Genomic DNA, 21,236 nt, shown 5'->3' on the forward strand with positions numbered 1-21,236 from the left:
AATTCAAACACAGAAAGTATGGATGGGCGGCTAAATGCCGGATGCAGGGAGCACAGCCATGAAAGCGGAGCGGCTGCCAGCGCGTTATAAATGGCGTTCCTTGTGTGCTGAAGCGTATAAAACACAGTATTGTAAGGCTGTTACAGGAGCAGGCCTTCGAGCATCATATAAGCCACGCTGAAATAGATGACCAGTCCGGTGACGTCTACCAGCGTTGCTACGAAAGGAGCGGAGGACGTGGCGGGGTCGGCGCCAAGCTTTTTCAGCAGCATGGGTAACATGGAGCCGCTAAGTGAGCCCCATAGTACAACGCCTATCAGAGAAAAGCCTACAGTAAGGCCTATCATGATATAATGTTCGCCGTATAAACCGGGTGCAAAGCTGTGCCAGGCTACTATACGTAAAAAGCCGATCAAGCCGAGGATGCAGCCTAATAAAAAGCCGCTTACCAGTTCGCGGCGCATGACGCGCCACCATTCGGACAGGGTAATTTCGCCCAGGGCCATGGCTTGTATGATAAGGGTAGATGCCTGGGAGCCGCTGTTACCGCCACTTGAAATGATCAGCGGCACGAACAGGGCCAATACCGTTGCTTTGGCTATTTCATTTTCAAAATATCCCATGGCGGTGGCGGTGAACATTTCACCTATGAACAGAACGATGAGCCAGCCTACACGTTTGCGGATGAGTTTTAGCAGGGGGATATCGAGGTAGGGTTCATCCAGGGCTTCGGTACCACCTATCTTCTGCATATCCTCGCTGTACTCTTCGTTGGCAACCCATAACATGTCGTCGATGGTTACAATGCCCAGCAGAACGTTGTTTTCGTCGGTTACAGGTAAGGCTACGCGGTTGTTCATTTTGAACACCTGGCTGGCATATTCCTGGTCGTCGTTTACATTAAGGGCTATTACCCGGCCGTCGATAAGTTCGCTGATCTGTTTGTCGGGAGCGGCTAATATTACGTCGCGGATACGGATATCATCTATCAGCTCTTCCTTTTCGTTAATGACGTAGAGCACATCTACCGTTTCGCTGTTCTTGGCGAACTTGCGGATGGTGGCGAATACTTCTTCTACGGTATAATGTGCATAGACATATACATAGTCGGGCGTCATTAGCCTTCCCACGCTGTCTTCGGGATAGCCCAACAGGGAAAGGGTGATCTTCCGTTCTTCGGGGTCGAGGAGCTTAATGAGGTCGCGGATGACTTCTTTGGGAAGTTCTTCGAGGAAGTCGGTCCGGTCATCGGCGGGTAATTCGTTCAGGAGCTCTGCTGTTTTAAAGGGAGGGAGTTCCCTTATCACGGTTTTCTGGGCCGAGAAATCGAGGATCTTAAAAACACTGGCAGCACGATGTATTGCCATGTTGGCAATGATCTGCGCTTCAAAATCGGGGTATTCATTGATCAATTCAGCCACGTCGCTGATATTCTGCTGATTCAGGAAGTCCCTGATCTGCAGTTTATCTTCGGTGGCTATTACCCGCTCAAATTGTTCATAAAGGTCTTCCTGTTCCAGTTCCAGACTCATATCCTGCAATGTTTTTGTATTCCCGCAAATAACAGAAAGCAGTGTGGGCCAAAATTAATTGTTAATCACCAGTTTTCATTAATTTCCGGCCCTAATCATTTACTTGTTATGATGTTACCTATTTTATTCATTGCTCCTTCGGAAAAAGGCGGCAGAGGGGTGTTTACCTCGGAGCCTATAGCAGTGAATACCGTACTTGAGATATCCCCGGTTATCGTCTTTTCTTCAAAAGACCGTGTAGCGATTGAAACAACCAAATTCCACGATTATATTTTTGAATGGGGCAAGACCCGTAAAATGGGCGCCCTGGCGTTAGGATATGTGTCGATGTATAACCATGATTATGCCGCTAATTGTGAATATGAAATGGATTTTGAATCGGCGATGATGACTATCCGTACTGTGAAACCTATTGGCAAAGGCGAAGAGCTGTGTATTAATTACAATGCCGATCCTGATGATAAAACGCTGGTATGGTTTCATAAGAACGAGAAAAGCCGTAAATAAAAAAGCCGCCTGCTAAAAAGCAAACGGCTAACCTTAACCAACTGTAGAAAAAATTACCAGTATTTGTAACCCATTAGCCTGGCGAGTTCCACCTTAGCCAGGCATAAATGGTATTCGTATTGTAAAGCGGTTAACAGCGCGCGCTGATAGTTGCTGCTGGCGGTTGTGATATCCAGGTTTGTTCCTGCTCCGTTTAAAAAGCGGCTGGCAGCTATTTGCTGTGCTGCGCGTGTTTGTTCGATCTGGCTGCGTGTATTTTTTATACTACTCAGATTGGTGGAGATATCTGTCAGTGCCTGTTCTATATCTTTTTTATAGGTATTATTGAGGCTTTCTATAGCCAGCTCATTTTGTTTAACAGCTGTTTCGGCCAATGTCACCTGTTTTTTGGTGCGGCTGCCGTTGTAAATAGGCACTTTGAGGCTTACACCCGCTATATAGTTGAAGCGCAGTTCGGTTACGTTGGGAACATAGCCATTCTTGTAGCCGGCTGCGGCATTGAGGTTCACTGATGGGCGGTCGCCAAGTTTGGCTACTTCTACATCGCCGGTAGCTTGTGCTATCCTGTCTTTGGCCAGCATGAAATCGAGGTTGGATGCCTGTGCTTCGCTTAATGCCGAGGCGGCGTCTCTTAATGCCAGGTCAAAGTCGAATGCTTTGCCGCTGGCATCCTGGCTGCCTGTTGTATAGGCAAGCAGGTTTAGCTGTTTCCGGAGCTGACTGCGCAGGTCGATAGAGCGGTTTTGTTCTGCATCGATATTGGCCTGGATGTTCAGGAGGTCTATTTTAATGGCATCACCGTTCTTCAATTTACTTTCTATTACACGTTTGTTTTCGTTCAGATAATCGAGCACACTGTCCTGTATATTCAATGCTTTCTGGAAATAAACAATATTATAATAGATAGCAGCTACCTGGTAGGCCAGTTGTGTACGGGCGTAGGCTGCGTTGTCTTTTGCGAACTGCACATCTGTTTTAGCCCTTTCTACATTACGTTTCAGGCGGCCAAAATCGAAGAGGGCGTATTCTGCATTTATCGCAACATTACCGCTGTGTACAGGTGCAAACTGAAATTCCTGCACTTTGTTGTCTACTTCAAGCGGCAGGGTGATCTTGGGACGGATATAGTTGTACGATGCGTTGCCGTTTACTTCCGGCACCTTTAATTCGGCCAGCTGCACACGTTGCTCAGCGGCAACAATGGAGTTGTCGGCTTCCTTTAGTGTTGGGAAGTAACTGAACGACTGGTTGATCAGTGTTTTCAGCTCTGTATTGGTTTGCACCTGGCTGTAGGCAGCGCCGGTGATACCTGAAAACAGGATGAATGATATAAATAGTTTCTTCTTCATTTTAAGTATAATTAATGGGCTTCTGAAATGGCGGCTGCGGCAGCAGCTTCTTCCTCTGCGGATTTCTTTTTACTTTTTAAGAAAACTACGAGGGGAATCACGATCACGAAAAACAAGGCTATCAGGCGGAACGTGTCGAGATAGGAGAGGTAGTAAGCCTGTTTATCTATCATTCCGCTGATCATGGCATGGGCGGTATGGGTAGCACTTTGTATATCGGCGCCTGTTTTACCGATGAGGCCCTGCGCGATGCTGTTGGTACGTTCCGTGAAGAGTGGTGCGCCATCGGCTACATTTGCTACCAGGTCGGTACGGTGCTGGGCATAACGGTGTGCTATATAGTTATTGGCGAGTGCTATACCAAAGGCGCCTCCCAGCTGACGGATCATGTTATTAAGCGCGATACCGGCCGGGTAGTCTTTGGGCTGTAATCCGGCCACGGCCTGATTGATCAGAGGCAGCTGTACCATAGAGATACCAAAGGCCCGCAGCGCCAGTGGGAAGAAGAACGCCCATTTACCTACATCGGGACTGAGTAATGCCGTTGTCCAGGAGTAAGCGGCAAAGAGCAGCAAGCCTACCACTACAAATGGTATTGCAGGCACCCCTTTGGCCATGGACTTACCTATGATGGGCATCATGAGTACGCCTATTAGTGTAGGGGGCAATAGCGCCACACCGGTTTCATAGGCCGTATAACCCAACACCCGTTGCGCCAGGACCGGGTACACGAATACCGATGTGAAGAGCCCCAGTCCGACGACGAACGTGAAGATGGTGGTAAAGGCGAGGTTTCGATTACCCAGTACTCTCAGGTTGACTGCAGGATTTTTGATCCGTAGTTCATAGATGATAAATCCTATGAGTGCGACTACCGCAACCACTGCGGTGACCTTTATGACATCGCTGCTGAACCAGTCTTCCGACTCACCGCGCTCCAGTACAAACTGTAAACAGCCGATACCTGCGGCCAGCAGCAGAATACCGTTGTAATCGATATGGATGTTCTTTTTATTCTTTCCTTCATTGGGTTTCTTTTCAATAAAGGTGTAGGTAAGCATTGTGGCTATGACACCTATGGGCACGTTGATCATGAAGATCATTGGCCAGCTGGTATGTTCTATCAGGTAACCGCCGAGGGTTGGGCCGAGTGTGGGACCCAACACGAGCCCCATACCAAACAGGCCTGATGCAATAGGGCGGTCTTTGGGCTCAAATGCATCGAATAGTATGGCCTGCGAGGTAGAAAGCAAAGCGCCACCTCCAATACCTTGTACAAAACGCCAGATGATGATTTCCATCAGTGAAGAGGATTCTCCGCACATATAGGAAGCCAGTGTAAAGATGATCATGGACGCGAGGTAATACCGCTTACGTCCGAAGTACTCTGCGAGGAAGCCGGTAAGGGGGATAATGATCACATTGGCGATAGCATAGGAGGTGATCACCCAGCTGATATCTTCAATGCTTACCCCAAGGCTTCCTGCCATATCGCTCAGCGCCACGTTGACGATAGACGTGTCTATCAGCTCCATGACTGCTGCAGTAACAGTAGTGAGTACTATTATAAATTTGGCAAAACCTTTTGCTGCCATGTTATTTAGTTTATGGGAACGCTAACGTCAACGCTTAAGCCGGCGCGCAGTATGTTCTTATGTTTTTCGATGTCGCTGATCGCAATTTTAACGGGCACACGTTGTGTAACTTTTACGAAGTTACCGCTGGCGTTATCCGGAGGCAAAAGCGAAAAACGGGCGCCGGTAGCTTCACTTAAGCTGGCGATAGTACCTTCTATTTTCTCGTTGGGGAAGGCATCGAGTTCCAGCTCAACGTGCATGCCTTCATGGAATTTTTTGATCTGTGTTTCCTTGAAGTTTGCTATGATCCAGTAGGTAGTATCGTTTACGATAGAGAACAGCGGTGTGCCTGCCTGAACAAATTGTCCGAGTGTTACATTTCTCTTGCCTATTTTACCTGCCTGCGGGGCATATACTTTGGTATAGGAGATCTTGAGTTTCTGCTGTTCTATCGCTGCTTTTTTGGCGTCGAGGGCTGCTTCTGTTTTTTTGATGGCGGCCTGCATTACGGAAATGCGGCTTTGAGCGGATCCCAGATCGCTATTGCTGTTGAGCTCCTGCTGTTTAGCCTGTTCGTAGGCAAAGCGACTGTCGTCCAATTGCTTTTTGGTGATGGCCTGGTCGGCAAAGAGGTTTTTGTTGCGGTTGTAATCTTCAAGCGCCTGCTGCGCTTTTACTTTGCTTAAGCTGATGCCGCCACGGTTTACATCGAGCGACACAACGGTGCTGTGCAATGATGCTTTTGCATTTTCGATGTCGGCCTCGGATGCTTTCAGGTCGGCTTCCATTTGTAATAACTGCGTCTGTAGTTCGGCGTCATCCAGTTCTACCAGCAGTTGGCCGGTTTTAACGCTGTCGTAGTCGTTTACAGAAATTGTTTTTACATAACCTGCGACTCTTGGGAGCACAGGCGTGATCTGTGTTTCTACCTGGGCATTGTCGGTAGTTTCGTGGTTGATGGCGTAAGAGATTTTTTTGAAGCCGAAGAAGGCGGCTACTATTACTACAATACTAACCACAACAGTGCGTATCAGAGATTTTTTCTTTTTCTCCTGGGTTACTTGATTGTCCATAAAAAGTCAATAATGATTGTATATACTTAGGATTGTTTTAGAAGGTGGTTTTGCATAATGCTTATCATATGGTTGGTAAATCGTTGCTTAAAAGCGTCATCTTCATAGGGTACATAGGTTTCGTCATCATCCCTGTTGAGCATTTTATTGCAGAAACGTTTGGATGACATGATCTGGTTGATGGTGCCAATGATAGTTACCGTACATAATTGCGGGTCTGCATTCCTGTTGAATTCTCCGCTGTCGATGCCGGACTGGATAATCTGAGTAATGATCTGATTGTTGGGGTAAATGATCTTACAAATAATCGATTCCTGCAAGGCTGAGCGGGAGGTCATGACCATTTCCTGGAATATAACCCTGTGAAAATGCCTGTTGGCAAATAACCTGTCGACATGGCGCTGGATGATGACTTCTATTTTCTGCATCTGCGTTAGTGACGTGTCTGCTGCCACTTCTTCCAATGCGCCTCTTGAATGGCTTGCTTTATATTCTACAATACTTTCGAACAATTTCTCTTTTGAGCCAAAATAATAATTGATCATCGCCAGGTTCACCTGTGCCGCCGCCGCAATTTCTCTTATCGAGGTTCCTTCAAAACCTTTGACGGCAAATAGTTCAATTGCCGTATTAATTATGTGTTCTTTCTTATCTGTGCTCATATCTACTATCGAATGGATTTGGTAGTACAAAGTTAAACGTTTGTTTGATTTCAAACAAACGTTTAATTGAAATTTAAAGTAAAGAATATTGTTTTAGTCGGTAGCGGGCCGGAATTCGTCGGTTTTGGGGCAGGATTGGTCGAGAGGATGATGGATGGGGACTGGTTCAAGGGTGGTTTAGCGGCGGAAGCAGGGGGCGTGGGGAGGCAAAGCTGGTTGTTATTCCGAGGTGCAGGAGATAGGGAGCGTGGGGATACGGGACGGGGTAAGTGCGATACAAGTGCGATGCAAGTGCGATACATGTGCGATGCAGATGCGGTTATAGTAGCTTTATTGCGGCTCTATTGCGGCTTTACCTTGGGCTTCATTGTGGCTCTATTGCGGCTTTACCTTGGGTTTCATTTTGGCCTTATCGGGGATTAAGGCGCTACAGTGGTTTGGTTACGGCGTTATTGTGGCTTCGTCATGAGATTTTATTAGGTTTTATTGTGGGTGGGCTTTATACCGGCTCCGGGCTATAACGTTGTAGGCCAGGATGCAGGTAGGCTTATTCAACAGATGTGCAGTTCTGGCGCTGTATGCAGGCGTTTTTGGGTGTTAGTTGCGGAAAATGGCTATTAAGCGCATAGGCGTGCAATTAAAAGCGCAATGTTGTGTTTAAAAGCGGAGGGTTGCATCGCCGCCGATGGGGTAGCCCTGGCAGGTAAGTACTCTTCCTTTTGCAATTTCATCGTCCATTAACACCTCGTTGCAGGCCATCCAGATGCTGCCTTGTTCGCAGGTAGCGGTGCAGCTGCCACATCTTCCGGCTTCACAGCTGTAGGGGAGGTTTATGCCGAGGGCTTTGGCGGCAGCAAGGATATTGTTGGGATACCGGACAGAGAACTGGTAGGTTGCCCGGCCCATGTGAATGGTTACCTGGTGTGGCTGCGTATCGGGTGGAACGGGCTTTCCGGCGGGTTTAAAACTGCTGAAATCTTCTTTCCGGATATTAGCGGCGGGCACACCTTCAGTGAGCAGGGTGATGGCTATGGTACGCATGTATTCGAAAGGGCCGCAGGTGTAGAAGAGGCATTGTTCGCCGGGAAATTTACTGTGTTTTTTCAACAGATGTAATAACAGCCAGTTGCTTAAGCGGCTGGTATATACGTTGAGGGTGTTGCTATAGAGGTATTCTACATAAAAACGCCCGGGATGTTGCTGTTGCAGTTGCTGCAGTTGTTCCAGGAATATCGTGTCTCCGGCGCTGCGGTTACTATAAACCAGTATTATGGGAAGGGTGGTGGTATGCAGGGCTGTTTTAATGAGCGCATATACCGGAGTGATACCGCTGCCGGCAGCCAGGAAAAACAGTTGCCGGACTTCAGTTGCCTGTGGAGGATGCGGCAGATGAAAGAAGCCGCCGATACCGGAGCTTACCAGGATGTCGCCTTCACGTGCGTGGTCGAGTAAATAGCGGGAGTAGGCGCCGTTTGCCACGCGTTTTATTGTAATACGCATCGGCTCATTTAAGGCAGGTGCGGATGAAAAAGAGTAGGAGCGGCGTTCTTCTTTTCCATGATGTGTAAATACCAGTGTAATGAACTGGCCGGCTTCGTAAACGGGCTGCCAGCCATCAAGTGGCTCCAGCTCAAAGCTGGCGGCGTCTTTGGTTTCCCACTTTATATGTGTGATCCGTACCTGCTTGAAAAATGCATCCTGTTCCATTGATTCCCTTAAATAAAAACCGGGGCCTTTTACAGCCCCGGTCGTTGTTATTATTCTAAAACAAAAATAGTCTTAGTTGGCTGCTACCTGTTTCCTGATGATGTTGAGTGCTCCACCTGCCTTAAACCACTCGATCTGTTGTTGGTTATAGGTATGGTTTACCTGAATGGTATCGGAAGAACCATCGGCATGGTGTAATACGATGGTCAGCGGCTGACCGGGAGCAAAGCCGTTGAGGCCAAGGATGTCGACAACATCATCTTCCTGGATCTTGTCGTAGTCATTCTTGTCTTCGAATGTCAATGCCAGCATACCTTGTTTTTTCAGGTTTGTTTCGTGGATCCTTGCAAAAGATTTTACGAGGATAGCGCGAACGCCAAGGTGACGGGGTTCCATGGCGGCGTGTTCGCGTGAGCTGCCTTCGCCATAGTTTTCATCGCCCACCACGATACTGCCTATTCCTGCTGCTTTGTAAGCACGTTGTGTGGCAGGTACAGGGCCGTATTCGCCTGTGAGTTGGTTCTTAACATTATCTGTTTTGTCGTTGTAATAGTTAACAGCGCCAATCAGCATGTTGTTGGAGATATTATCGAGGTGACCGCGGAATTTCAACCATGGGCCGGCCATAGAGATATGGTCGGTAGTACATTTACCTTTTGCTTTCACGAGCAGTTTGAGGCCTTTGAGGTCGGTGCCTTCCCATGCTGCGAAAGGATCGAGTAACTGCAGGCGTTTAGAGGTAGGGGATACGATCACCTGAACACCGCTGCCGTCTTGTGCAGGGGCCTGGTAACCAGCATCTTCTACAGCGAAGCCTTTTACCGGTAATTCGTCGCCGCTTGGTGCGTCGAGTTTCACTTCTTCGCCTTTTTCGTTTACGAGTGTATCGGTCAGCGGGTTGAAGGTAAGGTCACCTGCAATGGCCAGCGCTGTAACCAGTTCGGGGCTGGCTACGAATGCGAAAGTGTTGGGGTTACCGTCGGCGCGTTTTGCGAAGTTGCGGTTGAAGGAGTGTACAATCGTATTTTTCTCTTGTTTTTCAGCTCCTACGCGTTCCCACATACCGATACAAGGTCCGCAGGCGTTGGCGAATACAGTAGCACCGATCTGGTCGAATACTTTCAGGAATCCATCTCTTTCGATGGTATATCGTACCTGCTCAGAGCCAGGAGTGATGGTGAATTCTGCTTTTGTTTTCAGGTTTTTCTCAGCTACTTGTTTTGCCAGGCTTACTGCGCGGCTGATATCTTCGTAAGATGAGTTGGTACAGCTACCAATTAAACCTACTTCCACTTTGGTTGGCCATCCGTTGGCGATTGCTGCTTCCTTCATTTTAGAGATAGGAGTAGCCAAATCGGGGGTGAAAGGTCCGTTCAAGTGTGGTTCCAGTTCGTCGAGGTTGATTTCAATCAACTGGTCGAAATATTTTTCAGGATCGGCATATACTTCGGGATCGGCATTGAGGTGTGCTTTTACTGCGTCGGCAGCTTCGGCAACATCGGCACGGCCTGTAGATTTGAGGTAGCGGCTCATGCTGTCGTCGTAGCCAAAAGTTGATGTTGTTGCACCAATTTCGGCACCCATGTTACAGATGGTACCTTTACCTGTACAGCTCATGCTGGTAGCGCCTTCGCCAAAGTATTCGACGATAGCGCCTGTACCACCTTTTACGGTAAGGATACCTGCCACTTTGAGGATCACGTCTTTAGGGGCGGTCCATCCATTGAGTTTACCGGTTAATTTCACGCCAATGAGCTTAGGCCATTTAAGTTCCCATGGGAGGCCTGCCATTACGTCGCAGGCGTCTGCACCACCTACGCCGATAGCGATCATACCCAATCCACCTGCGTTTACGGTGTGGGAGTCGGTACCAATCATCATACCTCCGGGGAATGCATAGTTTTCGAGAACCACCTGGTGAATGATACCAGCGCCTGGTTTCCAGAAACCAATGCCATATTTGTTAGAAACAGAGGCTAGGAAGTCGTATACTTCTTTGCTTTCTGCGTTTGCCATAGCGAGGTCGGTAACAGCGTCATTTTTTGCTGTGATAAGGTGATCGCAGTGAACGGTACTTGGCACCGCCACTTTGGGGCGACCAGCCTGCATAAACTGCAACAGGGCCATTTGAGCTGTGGCGTCCTGCATGGCCACACGGTCAGGAGCAAAGTCTACATAGCTTTTTCCGCGTTCAAAATTCTGTAACGACTGGTCGCCATGCAGGTGTGCAAATAAGATTTTTTCTGCTAGAGTTAATGGTCGGCCTAATGCTTTGCGCGCGGCTTCTACCTTGGCAGGTAACGCTGCATACACGCTCCTGATCATTTCAATGTCAAATGCCATTTCTGTTAACGTTTATGGTGAGCTTTAAAAAAGTAGTGCAAATTTACGGCAAAAAGGGTCATGATTTCAGTAAAAATTGAAAGTACAATCTGCATTGTGTCTTTCTGACGCTTTATTTGCATTTTTTTCATTAAAATGTCTGGGGAGTTTTTTATATTGCAATTATGAATAAGTTGAGACAGTTCATCGAATGGCAGGCATTTGGTGTATGTTCAGCCATTGGCTCAAAACTGGGGATTGCCAGTTCGCGTATAAGGATGTGGTTCATTTATGTAACCTTTCTAACTATGGGGTCGCCGATAGTGGTGTATATGGTGATGGCTTTCTGGCTGAATATGAAGAATTACATTTTGTCGGCCAGGCGGAACCCTCTGAAATACCTTTAAGCGTCGTGAATCCTGAAAGTGCACTGAAGATTGAATATAATCATTCCGATTATGATGAACTGCTGCGGTATTATTCCCGTGTGTTTAAGACGAAATACAGCAATGAAATACTTGAGTTACCGGCGTATTATGGGGAGGGGTATATGAAGCTGCTCGCGTTGCCCAATGGGCTTAAGTGTGTTTTGGGCGATTACCGTGTGCACCAGGATACTATTTTTCACCGGAAGAAAGATAACCGGCATTTTTATGTGCTGCGTTTTGATGAGGTTTTTGAAGAAGAGAATGGTTTAGAGATTTCGCCTAAATCGGCGGTGTGTCTTACGAATACGAATTTCGACTGGCTTCTTTTTGAAAAAAAAGGTGCTCATATCAGGAGTTTAAAAGTGCAGATCAGTGAAGAGTGGCTAAACGATTTCCTGAAAAATGAACCTTGCGGCGAGCAGGTCCGCAAGTTTCTGGCATTGAAAACGGGGTCGTTTAATTACGAGCCTATGGACAATGAGTATAAGTTGTTGCTTAACCATGTACTTTCACCCGATTGCGATGAACGTTTTCATCTGCTATACCAGCAGAACAGGATCATGTTGCTGGTAGAACGCTTTTTTACAAATCTTGTGAAACGACTGAGTGGGTCCCCCCAAGCGCCCAAAATAACCACCGGTGAAATAGAACGTATCCGAGAAGCAGAGGAATGCCTGCTGCACGACCTTACGAAAGCATTACCTATAGATGCCCTGGCAAGGAAGGTAATGTTGAGTCAGTCTAAACTTAAGGACGGCTTTAAGCAGATGTATGGAATGTCGATTTATCAGTACTTCCAGAAGCACCGCATGCAGAAGGCAAAGGCCATGCTGGTGTCGAAAAAATATACTGTACGTGAGGTTGCAAAAGCACTCGGATATGAAAGTATGAACAGTTTCGCAAAAGCATTCCAGAAAGTCTTTGCTCAGTTACCTTCGGAGGTGAGCAGGGATGTTATTGTTTAACCGGGCAATGCCTTAATACTTGCTGTATGTATGGCAAACTTGATGCTTCAATATAATTGCGACAACTACGTCGAACTCGTGCATTTGCTGGCAAGCAAAATGCAGGCACCTGTGCGCGATAATATGATAGCGATACCAGCACGTTATGGGCAGGGGTACCTGCGTGCGCAGAACCTGCAGGGTGGATTATCTGTTTTGATCAGCGATGTGCTTTGTGCCGCAGATATAATGCTGGAGCGTCTTCCGGGTTACAATTCGTTTTATGTATTACAGTTTTCGGAGGTGATGGAAGAGCAGATTGCGCAGATCACTTCACGCGGCAATACCAGTATTGTAACGGAGCTTACCAATAGTTATGTGATGTTGCATAACGGGCAAATGGAATCCAAGAACTTTATTCCTGCCGGTACGCAGGTGCGTTCACTGCTGCTCATTTTTGAGCGTAAACATTTGCTTCAGTTCCTGGAGCCCGATGTGGCAGATCTTTTCCTGAGCAACTATTTCTCCCGGCTGGTGCAAACAGGCGCGGTAGAGCCTATCGATGCTGATTACAGGGCATTGCTTGATATGTTACTGCGTCCTTCGATAGACCATCCTCTGCCTTCGAATTATATGAGCAACCGGTGTATGTTGTTGCTTGAAAGGTTTATCCTGCAGGTGATGAGTAAAACCGAAGAAAGACCGCTTACCGGCAAGCTGAGCGCCGATGAGGTGAACAGGCTTATGCGTGTTGAAGCAAAGCTGGTAAAGGATTATACTGTACCTCCGCCTACCATAGAGCTGCTTTCCAAGTCGGCAGCTATGAGTGCAACCAAGCTCAAACGTGATTTCAAATTATTATACGGTCTTCCTATATACGAATACTACCAGCGTCATAGAATGAAAAAAGCACGCCAGCTTTTGATGGAAGGCGTGCATTCTATTAAGGAGGTTGGCATTATGGTAGGTTATAGTAACCTCAGCCATTTTGCTGTAAGTTTTAAAAAGGAGTTCGGCGTATTGCCCAGTGAATTTTCAGTCAGGGACGCGGTATTACCTATTGAACGAATTGATTAAAGCGTATTGCTTCGTCTTTCGTTTGCCGAGGGGTTTAGATCACCGCTTTTCTGAGCTTCACCAGCTTTTCCAATAAAGGTTCCAGCAGTTCCAGACGTAACATATTCGCTCCGTCGCTTTTTGCTACGGCAGGATTGGGATGGGTTTCAATGAACAATCCATCTGCACCGGTTGCTATAGCGGCTTTGGCTATGGTTTCTATCAGCTGCGGATTACCACCTGTAACACCACTGGTTTGATTGGGTTGCTGTAATGAGTGCGTACAATCCATTACTACAGGAACACCATGTGCCTGCATCCAGGGGATATTGCGGTAGTCGACCACCAGGTCCTGGTAGCCGAAGGTGGTTCCTCTTTCTGTAAGCAGGATATTGTTATTGCCTGCTTTTTTAATTTTGTCTACAGCAAACTGCATGGAGGGGCCACTGAGGAACTGGCCTTTTTTTACATTTACGATCTTGCCGGTTTCAGCTGCTGCCACGAGCAGATCGGTCTGGCGGCATAGAAATGCAGGTATTTGTAAAATATCTATATATTTCGCTGCGGGCGCGGCTTCATCGTAAGCGTGTATATCGGAAGTTACAGGCAGGTTGTATTTCTGACCTGTTTTCTGTAACAGCTGCAGGGCCGTTTCATCGCCAATACCGGTGAACGAACTGGCGCTGGTGCGGTTGGCTTTACGGTAACTGGCTTTGAATACATAAGGTATTTCGAGCCTTGCGCAAATACGCGATACAGTTCCCGCTACTTCGTCCAGTAACGACTCGCTTTCAACCACACAGGGGCCAGCTATTAAGAAAAAATTATCTGGATTATATGACTGCGACTTGCACAGCTCTTGTAAATAAGAAGGTATCATACTGTAAAAATAGACGATTTAAGATATACGTTGTACATTCCTTTGTCGCAAAATCGGTAGCTGCATATCGTTCTAGTTTCTTTTCTTTGCCTGCAAAATGGTCAAATACTTATGTCAGTTACTAAAGAAAAAATTCTGGTAATAGGTGCCAGTGGACAAATTGGCGTAGAGCTTACGCTGGCTCTCCGCAACATCTATGGTGCTTCGAATGTAATAGCGGCCGATCTCCGCGAAGAAAACGATTTGCTGAAGGGATCCGGCGGCCCTTATGTGAGCCTGGATGTTATGAACAAAGAAATGCTGCATGTACTGGTGCTGCGTCAGAACATCACCCAGATCTACCTGCTTGCCGCCATCCTTTCCGCTACAGGTGAAAAGAATCCCAACCTTGCCTGGAGCCTTAACATGCAAAGCCTGCTTAACGTGCTCGATATTGCACGTGAAGAAAATATTCATAAAGTGTACTGGCCCAGCAGCATCGCTGTGTTTGGACCTACTTCGCCCAAACAGCTTTGTCCGCAGCAAACTATTATTGAACCTACCACTGTATATGGCATCAGTAAATATGCGGGTGAATTCTGGTGTAATTATTATTTCCACAGGTATGGTGTAGACGTAAGGAGCTTACGTTATCCCGGTCTTATCAGCTATAAGTCGGCGCCCGGTGGCGGTACTACCGATTATGCGGTAGAGATATATCACGATGCGCTTGATGAAAAGCAATATGAGTGTTTCCTGAAAGAAGATACCTATCTGCCAATGATGTATATGCCCGACGCGATAAGGGCTACTATCGAGTTGATGGAAGCACCGGCTGAAAAGCTGTCTGTGCGTACATCGTACAATCTTTCTGCTATCAGTTTCTCTCCAAAGGAGATTGCTGAAAGCATCAGGAAACATATACCTGAATTCAAGATGAAATATAAACCCGACTACAGGCAGGTTATTGCAGACAGCTGGCCGCAAAGTATTGATGACTCTGTGGCGGCGAATGACTGGAGCTGGAAACCGGAATACGATCTGGACAGGATGACGGAAGACATGCTTAAGAACCTTAAGGTGCAGAAAGCGGGTTAGATACCCGCTATATCTGCAACAGTTCTTTTTTCGAGTATGCCAAGCGATGCATCACGGACATCGCTCATAACGCGGTTGAGGCCGCAGAACGACTCATCGCAGTTCTTACATCGCTCGTAGAAATTAAGGCTCACGCAGGGGAGAAGCGCTATAGGCCCTTCCATCATACGCATGATCTTAGCCAGATAAACAGTAGAAGGGGGCACGGCAAAAAAATAGCCGCCCCCTTTTCCTTTTTTACTATCAAGGACTCCGCCTTTACGCAGTTCCAATAAAATATTCTCGAGGAATTTAAGAGGTATCTTCTTTTTCTTTGATATTTCCGCAATCAGAACTGGGCCCTCATCTTTTTTTTCCGCCAGGTACATCAGCGCCTTAAATGCGTATTGCGTTTTTTTCGAAAGCATAAATAAATCGTATTTCAGTAATTAAAACCAGCTTTTTTGCTAGGTTTGAGGATGCTAAAATACATTTTTATGAACATGCGTATGGTTATTATGTTCCTCTTTGCCGGAACAATTCTGTTTTCCGCTACTGCAAAAGCCCAACGGCTGGTGTTTGTATATGCCAATGGTATGTACAATAAGCCTACGGGCAAATTCAACGATGCCAATTACAATTATGGCTTCGGCGGTGAAGTGGGAGCAGGTGTTGGTTTACTCAGCAAAACTTTCCTTACCGGAAGTGTGGGTTACAACTCTTTCAATAATACTGTAAGCGGTGTGAGTAACCTGAAAGCCACCCCCATTAAATTCGGCTTCCGCCAGTATCTTTTTTCCCGTATCCTGTTTGCCAAAGTTGATGCGGGTGTTGCTCAAACTAAAGCAGAAGGCTTCGATGGTTCAAAATCCAAATTTACCCTGGGCGCGGGTGCTGGTGTAAAACTTGCGGGACTGAACCTGGGCATAGACTACAATACTATCAACCTCAATGAAGGTGGCCAGAACTGGATAGGCTGGCTTGCGTTTAAAGCAGGTTTTTCTATCGGGCTATAATCGGCTTTTTGTAAAATAAACCAGGAAAACGGGGCTTACGGCACCGTTTTTTTTATGCATATAGGTGCAGGGTGGTTAAAATAATATGATAAATATTTATCGATTATCGATAAATATTTATCTTTACTATGTCAACAACACCTTTACCTTGTTCACCTGCTTATTGTTTAGATATGAGTTATTTATTTCAAAGAGCTTCTATCAGCATCTTTTTCCTTGTTTTTGCCGGGTTCTTTATTTACGCAGCATTTAGTTTCATAACCATCTTTGTTCGCCAGGATATAATGGAGGTAGAACTGGTTTTGTCTCAGCCTGATGTTATCAGGGGGCCTTTGGGCGCAGATTTCAACACTCCTTTAGCCTATTTGACCGGGAGAGAAGGTGGAAATGCTGTGGTGCGTATTATCAGGAATGACGTAGTCCATGTCAACTTCATTCATTTGGAAGAAGTGAAAGCGTTTATTAATTCACCTTCTTTTTTTGAAAGATCATGTGTGCTGCTGCCACAATTGTTATGGGCGCTTGTATGCAGTTTTAGTTTCTTCCAGTTATATCTTTTCCTGAAAGAAATACGTGGTAACCTTTTCTTTTCCCAGGGGCAAACGCGGCGGCTGAGGAAAACAGGTATTGCCATGCTTGCGTACGTTGTGCTGCAATACCTTTGTCAATCTTTTATGACGCCCGTTTTTATAATCGACATGGAGGCTGTGCAGGCGCGCTGGCATTCGCCGGTAATGATAGCAGGCATCAAAAAATACGATTACTACCTGTGGTTGCTGGGAGGCATTGTGTTTTGCTATCTTGCTATAGCTTTCAAGAGAGGAGAGGTGATGGAAGAAGAACAAAAATATATTCTGTAATTATGCCTGTTGTTATAAATCTGGATGTGGTACTGGCAAAAAGAAAGATGTCTCTTTCCAGGTTAAGCGAGAAAACCGGCATTAGCCTGGTGAATCTTTCCCTGCTAAAGAATAATAAGATAAAGGCTATCAGGTTTAGCACGCTGGAAGCAATATGCGTTGCGCTTGGTTGTAAGCCGGGAGAAATTATCGATTATCTGTCCGATGAGGAATACAACGCGTTGCTGGCCAATGAAAACAGCTAACAACGCGCTGTATGAATATTATTAAAGCCCCAATACTTGCTTCATATTGTAAATACCTTTTTTCCCGTTGAGGAAATTAGCGGCCATTACGGCGCCGCTGGCAAAACCTTTACGGTTGTGAGCGGTATGAATGATCTCGATATCATCGATCTCTGAATGGTACTTGATCTTGTGTGTGCCAGGGGCCGGATCTATTCTTTCGCTGATGATCTCCAGTTCTGCAGGATTATCGCTGATATGGTTTACCCATTGCTTTTTGCGGCCTATATGTTCCAGTACGCGCTCGGCTAAGGTTATAGCAGTACCGCTTGGCGCATCCTTTTTCTGGGTATGATGTATTTCTTCCATGCTCACATCATAATCGTTGTGCGGGGCCATGATCTTTGCGAGGTAGTTGTTAAGCTCAAAGAACAGGTTCACGCCAATGCTGAAATTACTGGCATATAAGAAAGCGCCTTGTTTCTCCTGGCAATAGGCGATTACTTCGTCCCATTGCTCCAGCCAGCCTGTTGAACCGCAAACTACCGCTACGCCTGCATCGAAACACTTTTTAATATTGGCTACTGCGCTGTGGGGACTTGTAAATTCTATTGCAACGTCGGCTTTTGCTACTGCTTCAACGGTGAAGTCGCCGAGGTTTTCAATACCTATTTTTAATACAATTTCATGCCCCTGGGCTACTGCAATCTCTTCTATGGCCTGGCCCATTTTGCCATAACCGATCAATGCAATTTTCATCATTTTATATTTTGTGCTTCCCATGTTAACGTAAGGCTGACAGGGAATAGCGGGGTGTTGCTTTTTTATAAGTGAGCACCAGGCCAACGCCGGGTGTTCTGAGTGCTGAATTGAAAGTAGGAGACACCTGCAGGCTTAGATCGTCCGACACATCAAAAGTTTTCAAGTGTCCGAATACTGTAGCGTCTACTACGTTAATACCCCATACTATCAGGAACCATAACACGGAGTAATCTCTGGCCTGGCGATAGGAATTTCGTATGTTCTGGTAGCTGGATGCCGGATATGTTTCGCCATTCTCCTTGAGCATGCTTGGGTGGATACCCGGCAGCTTGCTTTTATCGACCTTACCGTCGATCTCTGTGGTTGCAGCATATACGGCTTCGTAAGCATACTTAGCTCTTTTATAATAGGTGTTATTGAAGATGAAGGTTGCTGTGGGGATGGCCAGGGCGCCGTATACCAGCGGGAGCTTCCAGTATTCCCGGTTGTAGATCTGTCCCCATCCGGGAATCATTGCTGAGCGTACGGTGGCTTTATTGGGATCGTGTATCCTTCTTTTTACGATCACGGGGGTATCCTGTGCGGTTTTAGCCATCATGGGGGCAACCGGCTTTTTTACAAGCGTGTCGTGGGGCTTTGCCCGGGCAGTATCGAACAAAGAGGTACCCATCAGCTTTCTTCTGGCACTATCCTGCGCCTGTGCTGAATACCAGCTGCTGCAGCAAAGCAGCAATATGATACAAAAAAGAAGTCGCATGTGTAATTTAGCTGGCCTGAACATTCATTTGTTCCAGAAGTTTATTCAGCTCCTGCAATGAATAATATTCAATTGTGATGCTGCCATAACCCTTCTTGTTGTGGGCCAGTTTTACTTTGGTTGAAAAATGTGATGCTAAGTTATCCTCGATTCGCTTATAGGCAGGTGGGATCTCTGCTTTTGCAGCAACTTTAACATCGCCGGTTTTCTCCTTGTACAACTGGCGAACCAGGTCTTCGGTCTGGCGCACGCTCAGGTTTTTGCTTTTTATTTCGCCGAAAACATACAGCTGCTTGTCTACGGTGTCAATGTTCACCAGTGCGCGGGCATGTCCCATGCTAATGGTATTGAAACGTACTGCCAGCTGGATATCCGGTGGTAATTTCAACAGGCGGATATAGTTGGTAACGGTACTGCGTTCTTTGCCCATGCGTTCGGCAACCTGTTCCTGCGTATAGCTCAATTCTTCCATCATCCGCTTGTAACTTAAGCCGATTTCTATGGCGTTGAGGTCTTCACGCTGCAGGTTTTCAAGTAAGGCCAGTTCCAGCAGTTCTTTGTCATTAACCTGGCGGATATAGGCGGGTACATCTGTTAAGCCTGCGATTTTTGAGGCACGAAAGCGGCGTTCACCGGCTATCAGCTGGTATTTACCATCGGCCATCTTACTTACGGTAAGCGGCTGAATAATATCGTGCAGCTTTATAGAAGTGGCGAGTTCATTCAACGCCGTTTCGTCAAAATCCTTACGCGGGTTTTTGGGGTTCACCGAAATCTGATCTAACGGTATACGGGTTGTATTTACGGCCTGCTCTACTACATTCGTTTTAAGTGCAGCTCCGGTGGTCGTTTTCAGGTCTGCATCGATGTTCTGCAGCAAAGAACGGATGCCTTTGCCTAATGCTAATTTGTTGTCCTTATTGTTGTTTGGTTTCGGAGCTGTCATTATCAATTAATAGTTAAAAGGTAAGATCAAAAGAAAAACTGTTATTCCAGAATCCGCTCTTCATTCTTCATTTTCGTGAGGTCGTTCTTTTGTAACACTTCCTTGGCGAGGTTCAGGTAGTTGACCGTTCCCTTGCTTTCTGCATCGTATAAGATCACCGGTTTTCCCACACTTGGGGCTTCGCTTAAGCGGGTATTACGGTGTATAATGGTCGAGAATACAATTTCGTCGAAGTGGCGGCGTACTTCGCTTACTACCTGGTTACACAGGCGAAGGCGGCCGTCGTACATGGTCATTAAGATACCTTCGATCTGTAAGGCGGGGTTGAGCCTGCTTTGTACGATCTTGATGGTATTGAGCAGTTTGCCGAGACCTTCAAGGGCGAAGAATTCGCATTGTACCGGTACAATTACGCTGTCTGCCGCTACAAGCGCATTCACCGTAATTAAGCCCAGCGAAGGAGAGCAATCGATGACAATGAAATCATATTTATCCTTTACAGGCTCCAATATGCCCTTCATCACCATTTCGCGGTTGGGATAATTGATCATCTCAATCTCAGCGCCTACCAGGTCGATATGCGAGGGTATCAGGTCAAGATTGGGTATTTCACTTTTCAGGATCACATCTTCGGCCGGCGTATTATTAACCATGCAATCGTATAAACTGCTGGTAATATTATGCAGGTCGAAGCCTACGCCCGTAGTGCTATTCGCCTGGGGATCAGCATCTACGAGCAGCGTTCTGTACTCCAATACTGCAAAACTGGCTGCCAGATTAATAGCCGAGGTAGTTTTACCAACGCCACCCTTTTGATTCGCTACACCAATAATTCTTGCCATGTATGTTTGTTAATTATATAAAATACCCGTACCGGTTGCAGGTTACGCCTCTATGGTTTCGCCTATCGCCGGTAATAAAAGTGTTTTTCCTGCTGCCTCAAATGTCGTTTTTGCTTTTTCTGTATCAATTGTAATAGGAGGGAAGGTGTTGTAATGCACCCCAACTACTTTATTACATTTCACAAAATCGGATGCATGAACGGCATCGGCCACATCCATCGTAAAGTTGCCACCTATTGGTAAAACAGAAAAATCAAGTTTTGCCCATAATGGAATTAACTGCATATCCATGGTTAATGCCGTATCTCCCGCAAAGTAAAAATTCCCTTCTGCGGTAGTAAAGACAAAACCCATTGGATTGCCGGCATAACTACCATCGGGGAAGGAGGAAGAATGGATCGCGTTTACCCCCCTGGCCTGGCCGAAAGGGAAACTGATGGGGCCTCCATGATTCATTCCGTGTACATTCTGTATGCCCTGGTTGCCTAACCAGCCCGCTATTTCAGCCGCACAAACACATACTGCGCCTGTACGTGCCGCTATACGTACCAGGTCGGCAATATGATCACCATGGCCATGTGATACAAAAATATAATCCGCTTCAATACTATCCACGTCCACCCCTTTAGCCTTTGCCTGCTCATTCGGGGAAATGAAAGGATCAAATAAAATCTTCTTTCCCGCTACTTGCACCAAAAAACACGATTGGCCATAATAAGTCAACTTCATATCCTCA

General features: G+C 46.5%; 23 protein-coding genes. 9 read left to right on the plus strand and 14 right to left on the minus strand.

The annotated features are described in order from the left end of the window. Positions 1-140: 140 nt before the first annotated feature. Complete coding sequence (gene mgtE, locus ESB13_RS00575; RefSeq protein WP_129001105.1) at positions 141-1,532, minus strand: magnesium transporter; 1,392 nt, start codon at positions 1,530-1,532, stop codon at positions 141-143. 108 nt (positions 1,533-1,640) lie between these two features. Here mgtE and ESB13_RS00580 point away from each other — a divergent pair, with 108 nt between their 5' ends. Further along, positions 1,641-2,039: an SET domain-containing protein gene (locus ESB13_RS00580; protein WP_129001106.1), complete on the plus strand. Its 399-nt coding sequence runs from the start codon at positions 1,641-1,643 to the stop codon at positions 2,037-2,039. A gap of 53 nt (positions 2,040-2,092) precedes the next feature. On the opposite strand, the gene ESB13_RS00585 is transcribed toward ESB13_RS00580, so the two are convergent. Genes ESB13_RS00585 through ESB13_RS00600 form a run of 4 tightly spaced genes read right to left on the minus strand, consistent with a single transcriptional unit; the run spans position 2,093 to position 6,730 of the window. After that, entirely contained in the window at positions 2,093-3,388 is a 1,296-nt protein-coding gene (locus ESB13_RS00585) for a TolC family protein (RefSeq protein ID WP_129001107.1), read from the minus strand. An 11-nt stretch (positions 3,389-3,399) separates the two neighbouring features. Continuing rightward, the gene (locus tag ESB13_RS00590; RefSeq protein ID WP_129001108.1) at positions 3,400-4,983 is read right to left on the minus strand and encodes a DHA2 family efflux MFS transporter permease subunit; all 1,584 of its coding nucleotides are present in this window, start codon (positions 4,981-4,983) and stop codon (positions 3,400-3,402) included. Positions 4,984-4,988: 5 nt separating this feature from the next. Further along, a complete protein-coding gene (locus tag ESB13_RS00595) occupies positions 4,989-6,038 on the minus strand; it encodes an HlyD family secretion protein (protein ID WP_129001109.1) in 1,050 nt (349 codons plus the stop codon). 26 nt (positions 6,039-6,064) lie between these two features. After that, positions 6,065-6,730: a TetR/AcrR family transcriptional regulator gene (locus tag ESB13_RS00600; RefSeq protein WP_129001110.1), complete on the minus strand. Its 666-nt coding sequence runs from the start codon at positions 6,728-6,730 to the stop codon at positions 6,065-6,067. A gap of 36 nt (positions 6,731-6,766) precedes the next feature. Here ESB13_RS00600 and ESB13_RS00605 point away from each other — a divergent pair, with 36 nt between their 5' ends. Beyond that, positions 6,767-7,123: a hypothetical protein gene (locus tag ESB13_RS00605; protein WP_129001111.1), complete on the plus strand. Its 357-nt coding sequence runs from the start codon at positions 6,767-6,769 to the stop codon at positions 7,121-7,123. A gap of 234 nt (positions 7,124-7,357) precedes the next feature. Here ESB13_RS00605 and ESB13_RS00610 read toward each other — a convergent pair whose 3' ends face one another. Further along, positions 7,358-8,407: a flavin reductase family protein gene (locus ESB13_RS00610; protein ID WP_129001112.1), complete on the minus strand. Its 1,050-nt coding sequence runs from the start codon at positions 8,405-8,407 to the stop codon at positions 7,358-7,360. 72 nt (positions 8,408-8,479) lie between these two features. Then, on the minus strand, positions 8,480-10,750 hold the full coding sequence (locus ESB13_RS00615) for an aconitate hydratase (RefSeq protein ID WP_129001113.1): 2,271 nt from the start codon (positions 10,748-10,750) through the stop codon (positions 8,480-8,482). A 164-nt stretch (positions 10,751-10,914) separates the two neighbouring features. Between ESB13_RS00615 and ESB13_RS00620 the strand changes: the two genes are divergently transcribed. The 3 genes from ESB13_RS00620 to ESB13_RS00630 are packed head-to-tail and all read left to right on the plus strand — an operon-like array spanning position 10,915 to position 13,178. Continuing rightward, positions 10,915-11,136 (plus strand): PspC domain-containing protein, encoded by a 222-nt coding sequence (locus ESB13_RS00620; protein WP_129001114.1) that lies wholly within the window; start codon positions 10,915-10,917, stop codon positions 11,134-11,136. Between the two features lie 5 nt (positions 11,137-11,141). Next, positions 11,142-12,122, plus strand: coding sequence for a helix-turn-helix domain-containing protein (locus tag ESB13_RS00625; protein ID WP_129001115.1), 981 nt, complete (start codon positions 11,142-11,144; stop codon positions 12,120-12,122). Positions 12,123-12,152: 30 nt separating this feature from the next. After that, a complete protein-coding gene (locus tag ESB13_RS00630) occupies positions 12,153-13,178 on the plus strand; it encodes a helix-turn-helix transcriptional regulator (RefSeq protein ID WP_129001116.1) in 1,026 nt (341 codons plus the stop codon). A gap of 34 nt (positions 13,179-13,212) precedes the next feature. On the opposite strand, the gene kdsA is transcribed toward ESB13_RS00630, so the two are convergent. Continuing rightward, entirely contained in the window at positions 13,213-14,037 is an 825-nt protein-coding gene (gene kdsA / locus ESB13_RS00635; RefSeq protein ID WP_129001117.1) for a 3-deoxy-8-phosphooctulonate synthase, read from the minus strand. A gap of 111 nt (positions 14,038-14,148) precedes the next feature. On the opposite strand from kdsA, the gene ESB13_RS00640 reads away from it, so the two are divergent. Continuing rightward, the gene (locus ESB13_RS00640; protein WP_129001118.1) at positions 14,149-15,114 is read left to right on the plus strand and encodes an NAD-dependent epimerase/dehydratase family protein; all 966 of its coding nucleotides are present in this window, start codon (positions 14,149-14,151) and stop codon (positions 15,112-15,114) included. Here ESB13_RS00640 and ESB13_RS00645 read toward each other — a convergent pair. Then, positions 15,111-15,521 (minus strand): RrF2 family transcriptional regulator, encoded by a 411-nt coding sequence (locus ESB13_RS00645; protein ID WP_129001119.1) that lies wholly within the window; start codon positions 15,519-15,521, stop codon positions 15,111-15,113. The two genes, ESB13_RS00640 and ESB13_RS00645, sit on opposite strands and share 4 nt — an antisense overlap. A gap of 69 nt (positions 15,522-15,590) precedes the next feature. Between ESB13_RS00645 and ESB13_RS00650 the strand changes: the two genes are divergently transcribed. The 3 genes from ESB13_RS00650 (at position 15,591) to ESB13_RS00660 (ending at position 17,214) form a co-directional block, all read left to right on the plus strand. Then, positions 15,591-16,109, plus strand: coding sequence for an outer membrane beta-barrel protein (locus tag ESB13_RS00650; RefSeq protein WP_164974056.1), 519 nt, complete (start codon positions 15,591-15,593; stop codon positions 16,107-16,109). Positions 16,110-16,282: 173 nt separating this feature from the next. Continuing rightward, positions 16,283-16,969: a hypothetical protein gene (locus ESB13_RS00655; RefSeq protein ID WP_129001121.1), complete on the plus strand. Its 687-nt coding sequence runs from the start codon at positions 16,283-16,285 to the stop codon at positions 16,967-16,969. A gap of 2 nt (positions 16,970-16,971) precedes the next feature. After that, the gene (locus tag ESB13_RS00660) at positions 16,972-17,214 is read left to right on the plus strand and encodes a helix-turn-helix domain-containing protein (RefSeq protein WP_129001122.1); all 243 of its coding nucleotides are present in this window, start codon (positions 16,972-16,974) and stop codon (positions 17,212-17,214) included. 21 nt (positions 17,215-17,235) lie between these two features. Here ESB13_RS00660 and dapB read toward each other — a convergent pair whose 3' ends face one another. The 5 genes from dapB to ESB13_RS00685 are packed head-to-tail and all read right to left on the minus strand — an operon-like array spanning position 17,236 to position 21,229. Next, a complete protein-coding gene (gene dapB, locus ESB13_RS00665) occupies positions 17,236-17,955 on the minus strand; it encodes a 4-hydroxy-tetrahydrodipicolinate reductase (RefSeq protein WP_246022378.1) in 720 nt (239 codons plus the stop codon). 22 nt (positions 17,956-17,977) lie between these two features. Next, complete coding sequence (locus ESB13_RS00670) at positions 17,978-18,712, minus strand: DUF5683 domain-containing protein (protein WP_129001123.1); 735 nt, start codon at positions 18,710-18,712, stop codon at positions 17,978-17,980. Between the two features lie 7 nt (positions 18,713-18,719). Further along, complete coding sequence (locus ESB13_RS00675; protein WP_129001124.1) at positions 18,720-19,658, minus strand: ParB/RepB/Spo0J family partition protein; 939 nt, start codon at positions 19,656-19,658, stop codon at positions 18,720-18,722. A 41-nt stretch (positions 19,659-19,699) separates the two neighbouring features. Then, on the minus strand, positions 19,700-20,500 hold the full coding sequence (locus tag ESB13_RS00680) for a ParA family protein (protein ID WP_129001125.1): 801 nt from the start codon (positions 20,498-20,500) through the stop codon (positions 19,700-19,702). Between the two features lie 42 nt (positions 20,501-20,542). Beyond that, positions 20,543-21,229 (minus strand): metal-dependent hydrolase, encoded by a 687-nt coding sequence (locus ESB13_RS00685; protein ID WP_129001126.1) that lies wholly within the window; start codon positions 21,227-21,229, stop codon positions 20,543-20,545. Positions 21,230-21,236: the final 7 nt, after the last annotated feature.

Source organism: Filimonas effusa, from assembly GCF_004118675.1.
Lineage (GTDB): Bacteria > Bacteroidota > Bacteroidia > Chitinophagales > Chitinophagaceae > Filimonas > Filimonas effusa.

What these genes read in the sequence shown, in the direction of transcription:
- mgtE (WP_129001105.1), bottom strand. Translation starts at nt 1,532, where the DNA reads ATGAGTCTGGAACTGGAACAGGAAGACCTTTATGAACAATTTGAGCGG.
- ESB13_RS00580 (WP_129001106.1), top strand. Translation starts at nt 1,641, where the DNA reads ATGATGTTACCTATTTTATTCATTGCTCCTTCGGAAAAAGGCGGCAGA.
- ESB13_RS00585 (WP_129001107.1), bottom strand. Translation starts at nt 3,388, where the DNA reads ATGAAGAAGAAACTATTTATATCATTCATCCTGTTTTCAGGTATCACC.
- ESB13_RS00590 (WP_129001108.1), bottom strand. Translation starts at nt 4,983, where the DNA reads ATGGCAGCAAAAGGTTTTGCCAAATTTATAATAGTACTCACTACTGTT.
- ESB13_RS00595 (WP_129001109.1), bottom strand. Translation starts at nt 6,038, where the DNA reads ATGGACAATCAAGTAACCCAGGAGAAAAAGAAAAAATCTCTGATACGC.
- ESB13_RS00610 (WP_129001112.1), bottom strand. Translation starts at nt 8,407, where the DNA reads ATGGAACAGGATGCATTTTTCAAGCAGGTACGGATCACACATATAAAG.
- ESB13_RS00615 (WP_129001113.1), bottom strand. Translation starts at nt 10,750, where the DNA reads ATGGCATTTGACATTGAAATGATCAGGAGCGTGTATGCAGCGTTACCT.
- ESB13_RS00620 (WP_129001114.1), top strand. Translation starts at nt 10,915, where the DNA reads ATGAATAAGTTGAGACAGTTCATCGAATGGCAGGCATTTGGTGTATGT.
- ESB13_RS00630 (WP_129001116.1), top strand. Translation starts at nt 12,153, where the DNA reads ATGGCAAACTTGATGCTTCAATATAATTGCGACAACTACGTCGAACTC.
- kdsA (WP_129001117.1), bottom strand. Translation starts at nt 14,037, where the DNA reads ATGATACCTTCTTATTTACAAGAGCTGTGCAAGTCGCAGTCATATAAT.
- ESB13_RS00640 (WP_129001118.1), top strand. Translation starts at nt 14,149, where the DNA reads ATGTCAGTTACTAAAGAAAAAATTCTGGTAATAGGTGCCAGTGGACAA.
- ESB13_RS00645 (WP_129001119.1), bottom strand. Translation starts at nt 15,521, where the DNA reads ATGCTTTCGAAAAAAACGCAATACGCATTTAAGGCGCTGATGTACCTG.
- ESB13_RS00650 (WP_164974056.1), top strand. Translation starts at nt 15,591, where the DNA reads ATGAACATGCGTATGGTTATTATGTTCCTCTTTGCCGGAACAATTCTG.
- ESB13_RS00655 (WP_129001121.1), top strand. Translation starts at nt 16,283, where the DNA reads ATGAGTTATTTATTTCAAAGAGCTTCTATCAGCATCTTTTTCCTTGTT.
- ESB13_RS00660 (WP_129001122.1), top strand. Translation starts at nt 16,972, where the DNA reads ATGCCTGTTGTTATAAATCTGGATGTGGTACTGGCAAAAAGAAAGATG.
- dapB (WP_246022378.1), bottom strand. Translation starts at nt 17,955, where the DNA reads ATGATGAAAATTGCATTGATCGGTTATGGCAAAATGGGCCAGGCCATA.
- ESB13_RS00670 (WP_129001123.1), bottom strand. Translation starts at nt 18,712, where the DNA reads ATGCGACTTCTTTTTTGTATCATATTGCTGCTTTGCTGCAGCAGCTGG.
- ESB13_RS00675 (WP_129001124.1), bottom strand. Translation starts at nt 19,658, where the DNA reads ATGACAGCTCCGAAACCAAACAACAATAAGGACAACAAATTAGCATTA.
- ESB13_RS00680 (WP_129001125.1), bottom strand. Translation starts at nt 20,500, where the DNA reads ATGGCAAGAATTATTGGTGTAGCGAATCAAAAGGGTGGCGTTGGTAAA.
- ESB13_RS00685 (WP_129001126.1), bottom strand. Translation starts at nt 21,229, where the DNA reads ATGAAGTTGACTTATTATGGCCAATCGTGTTTTTTGGTGCAAGTAGCG.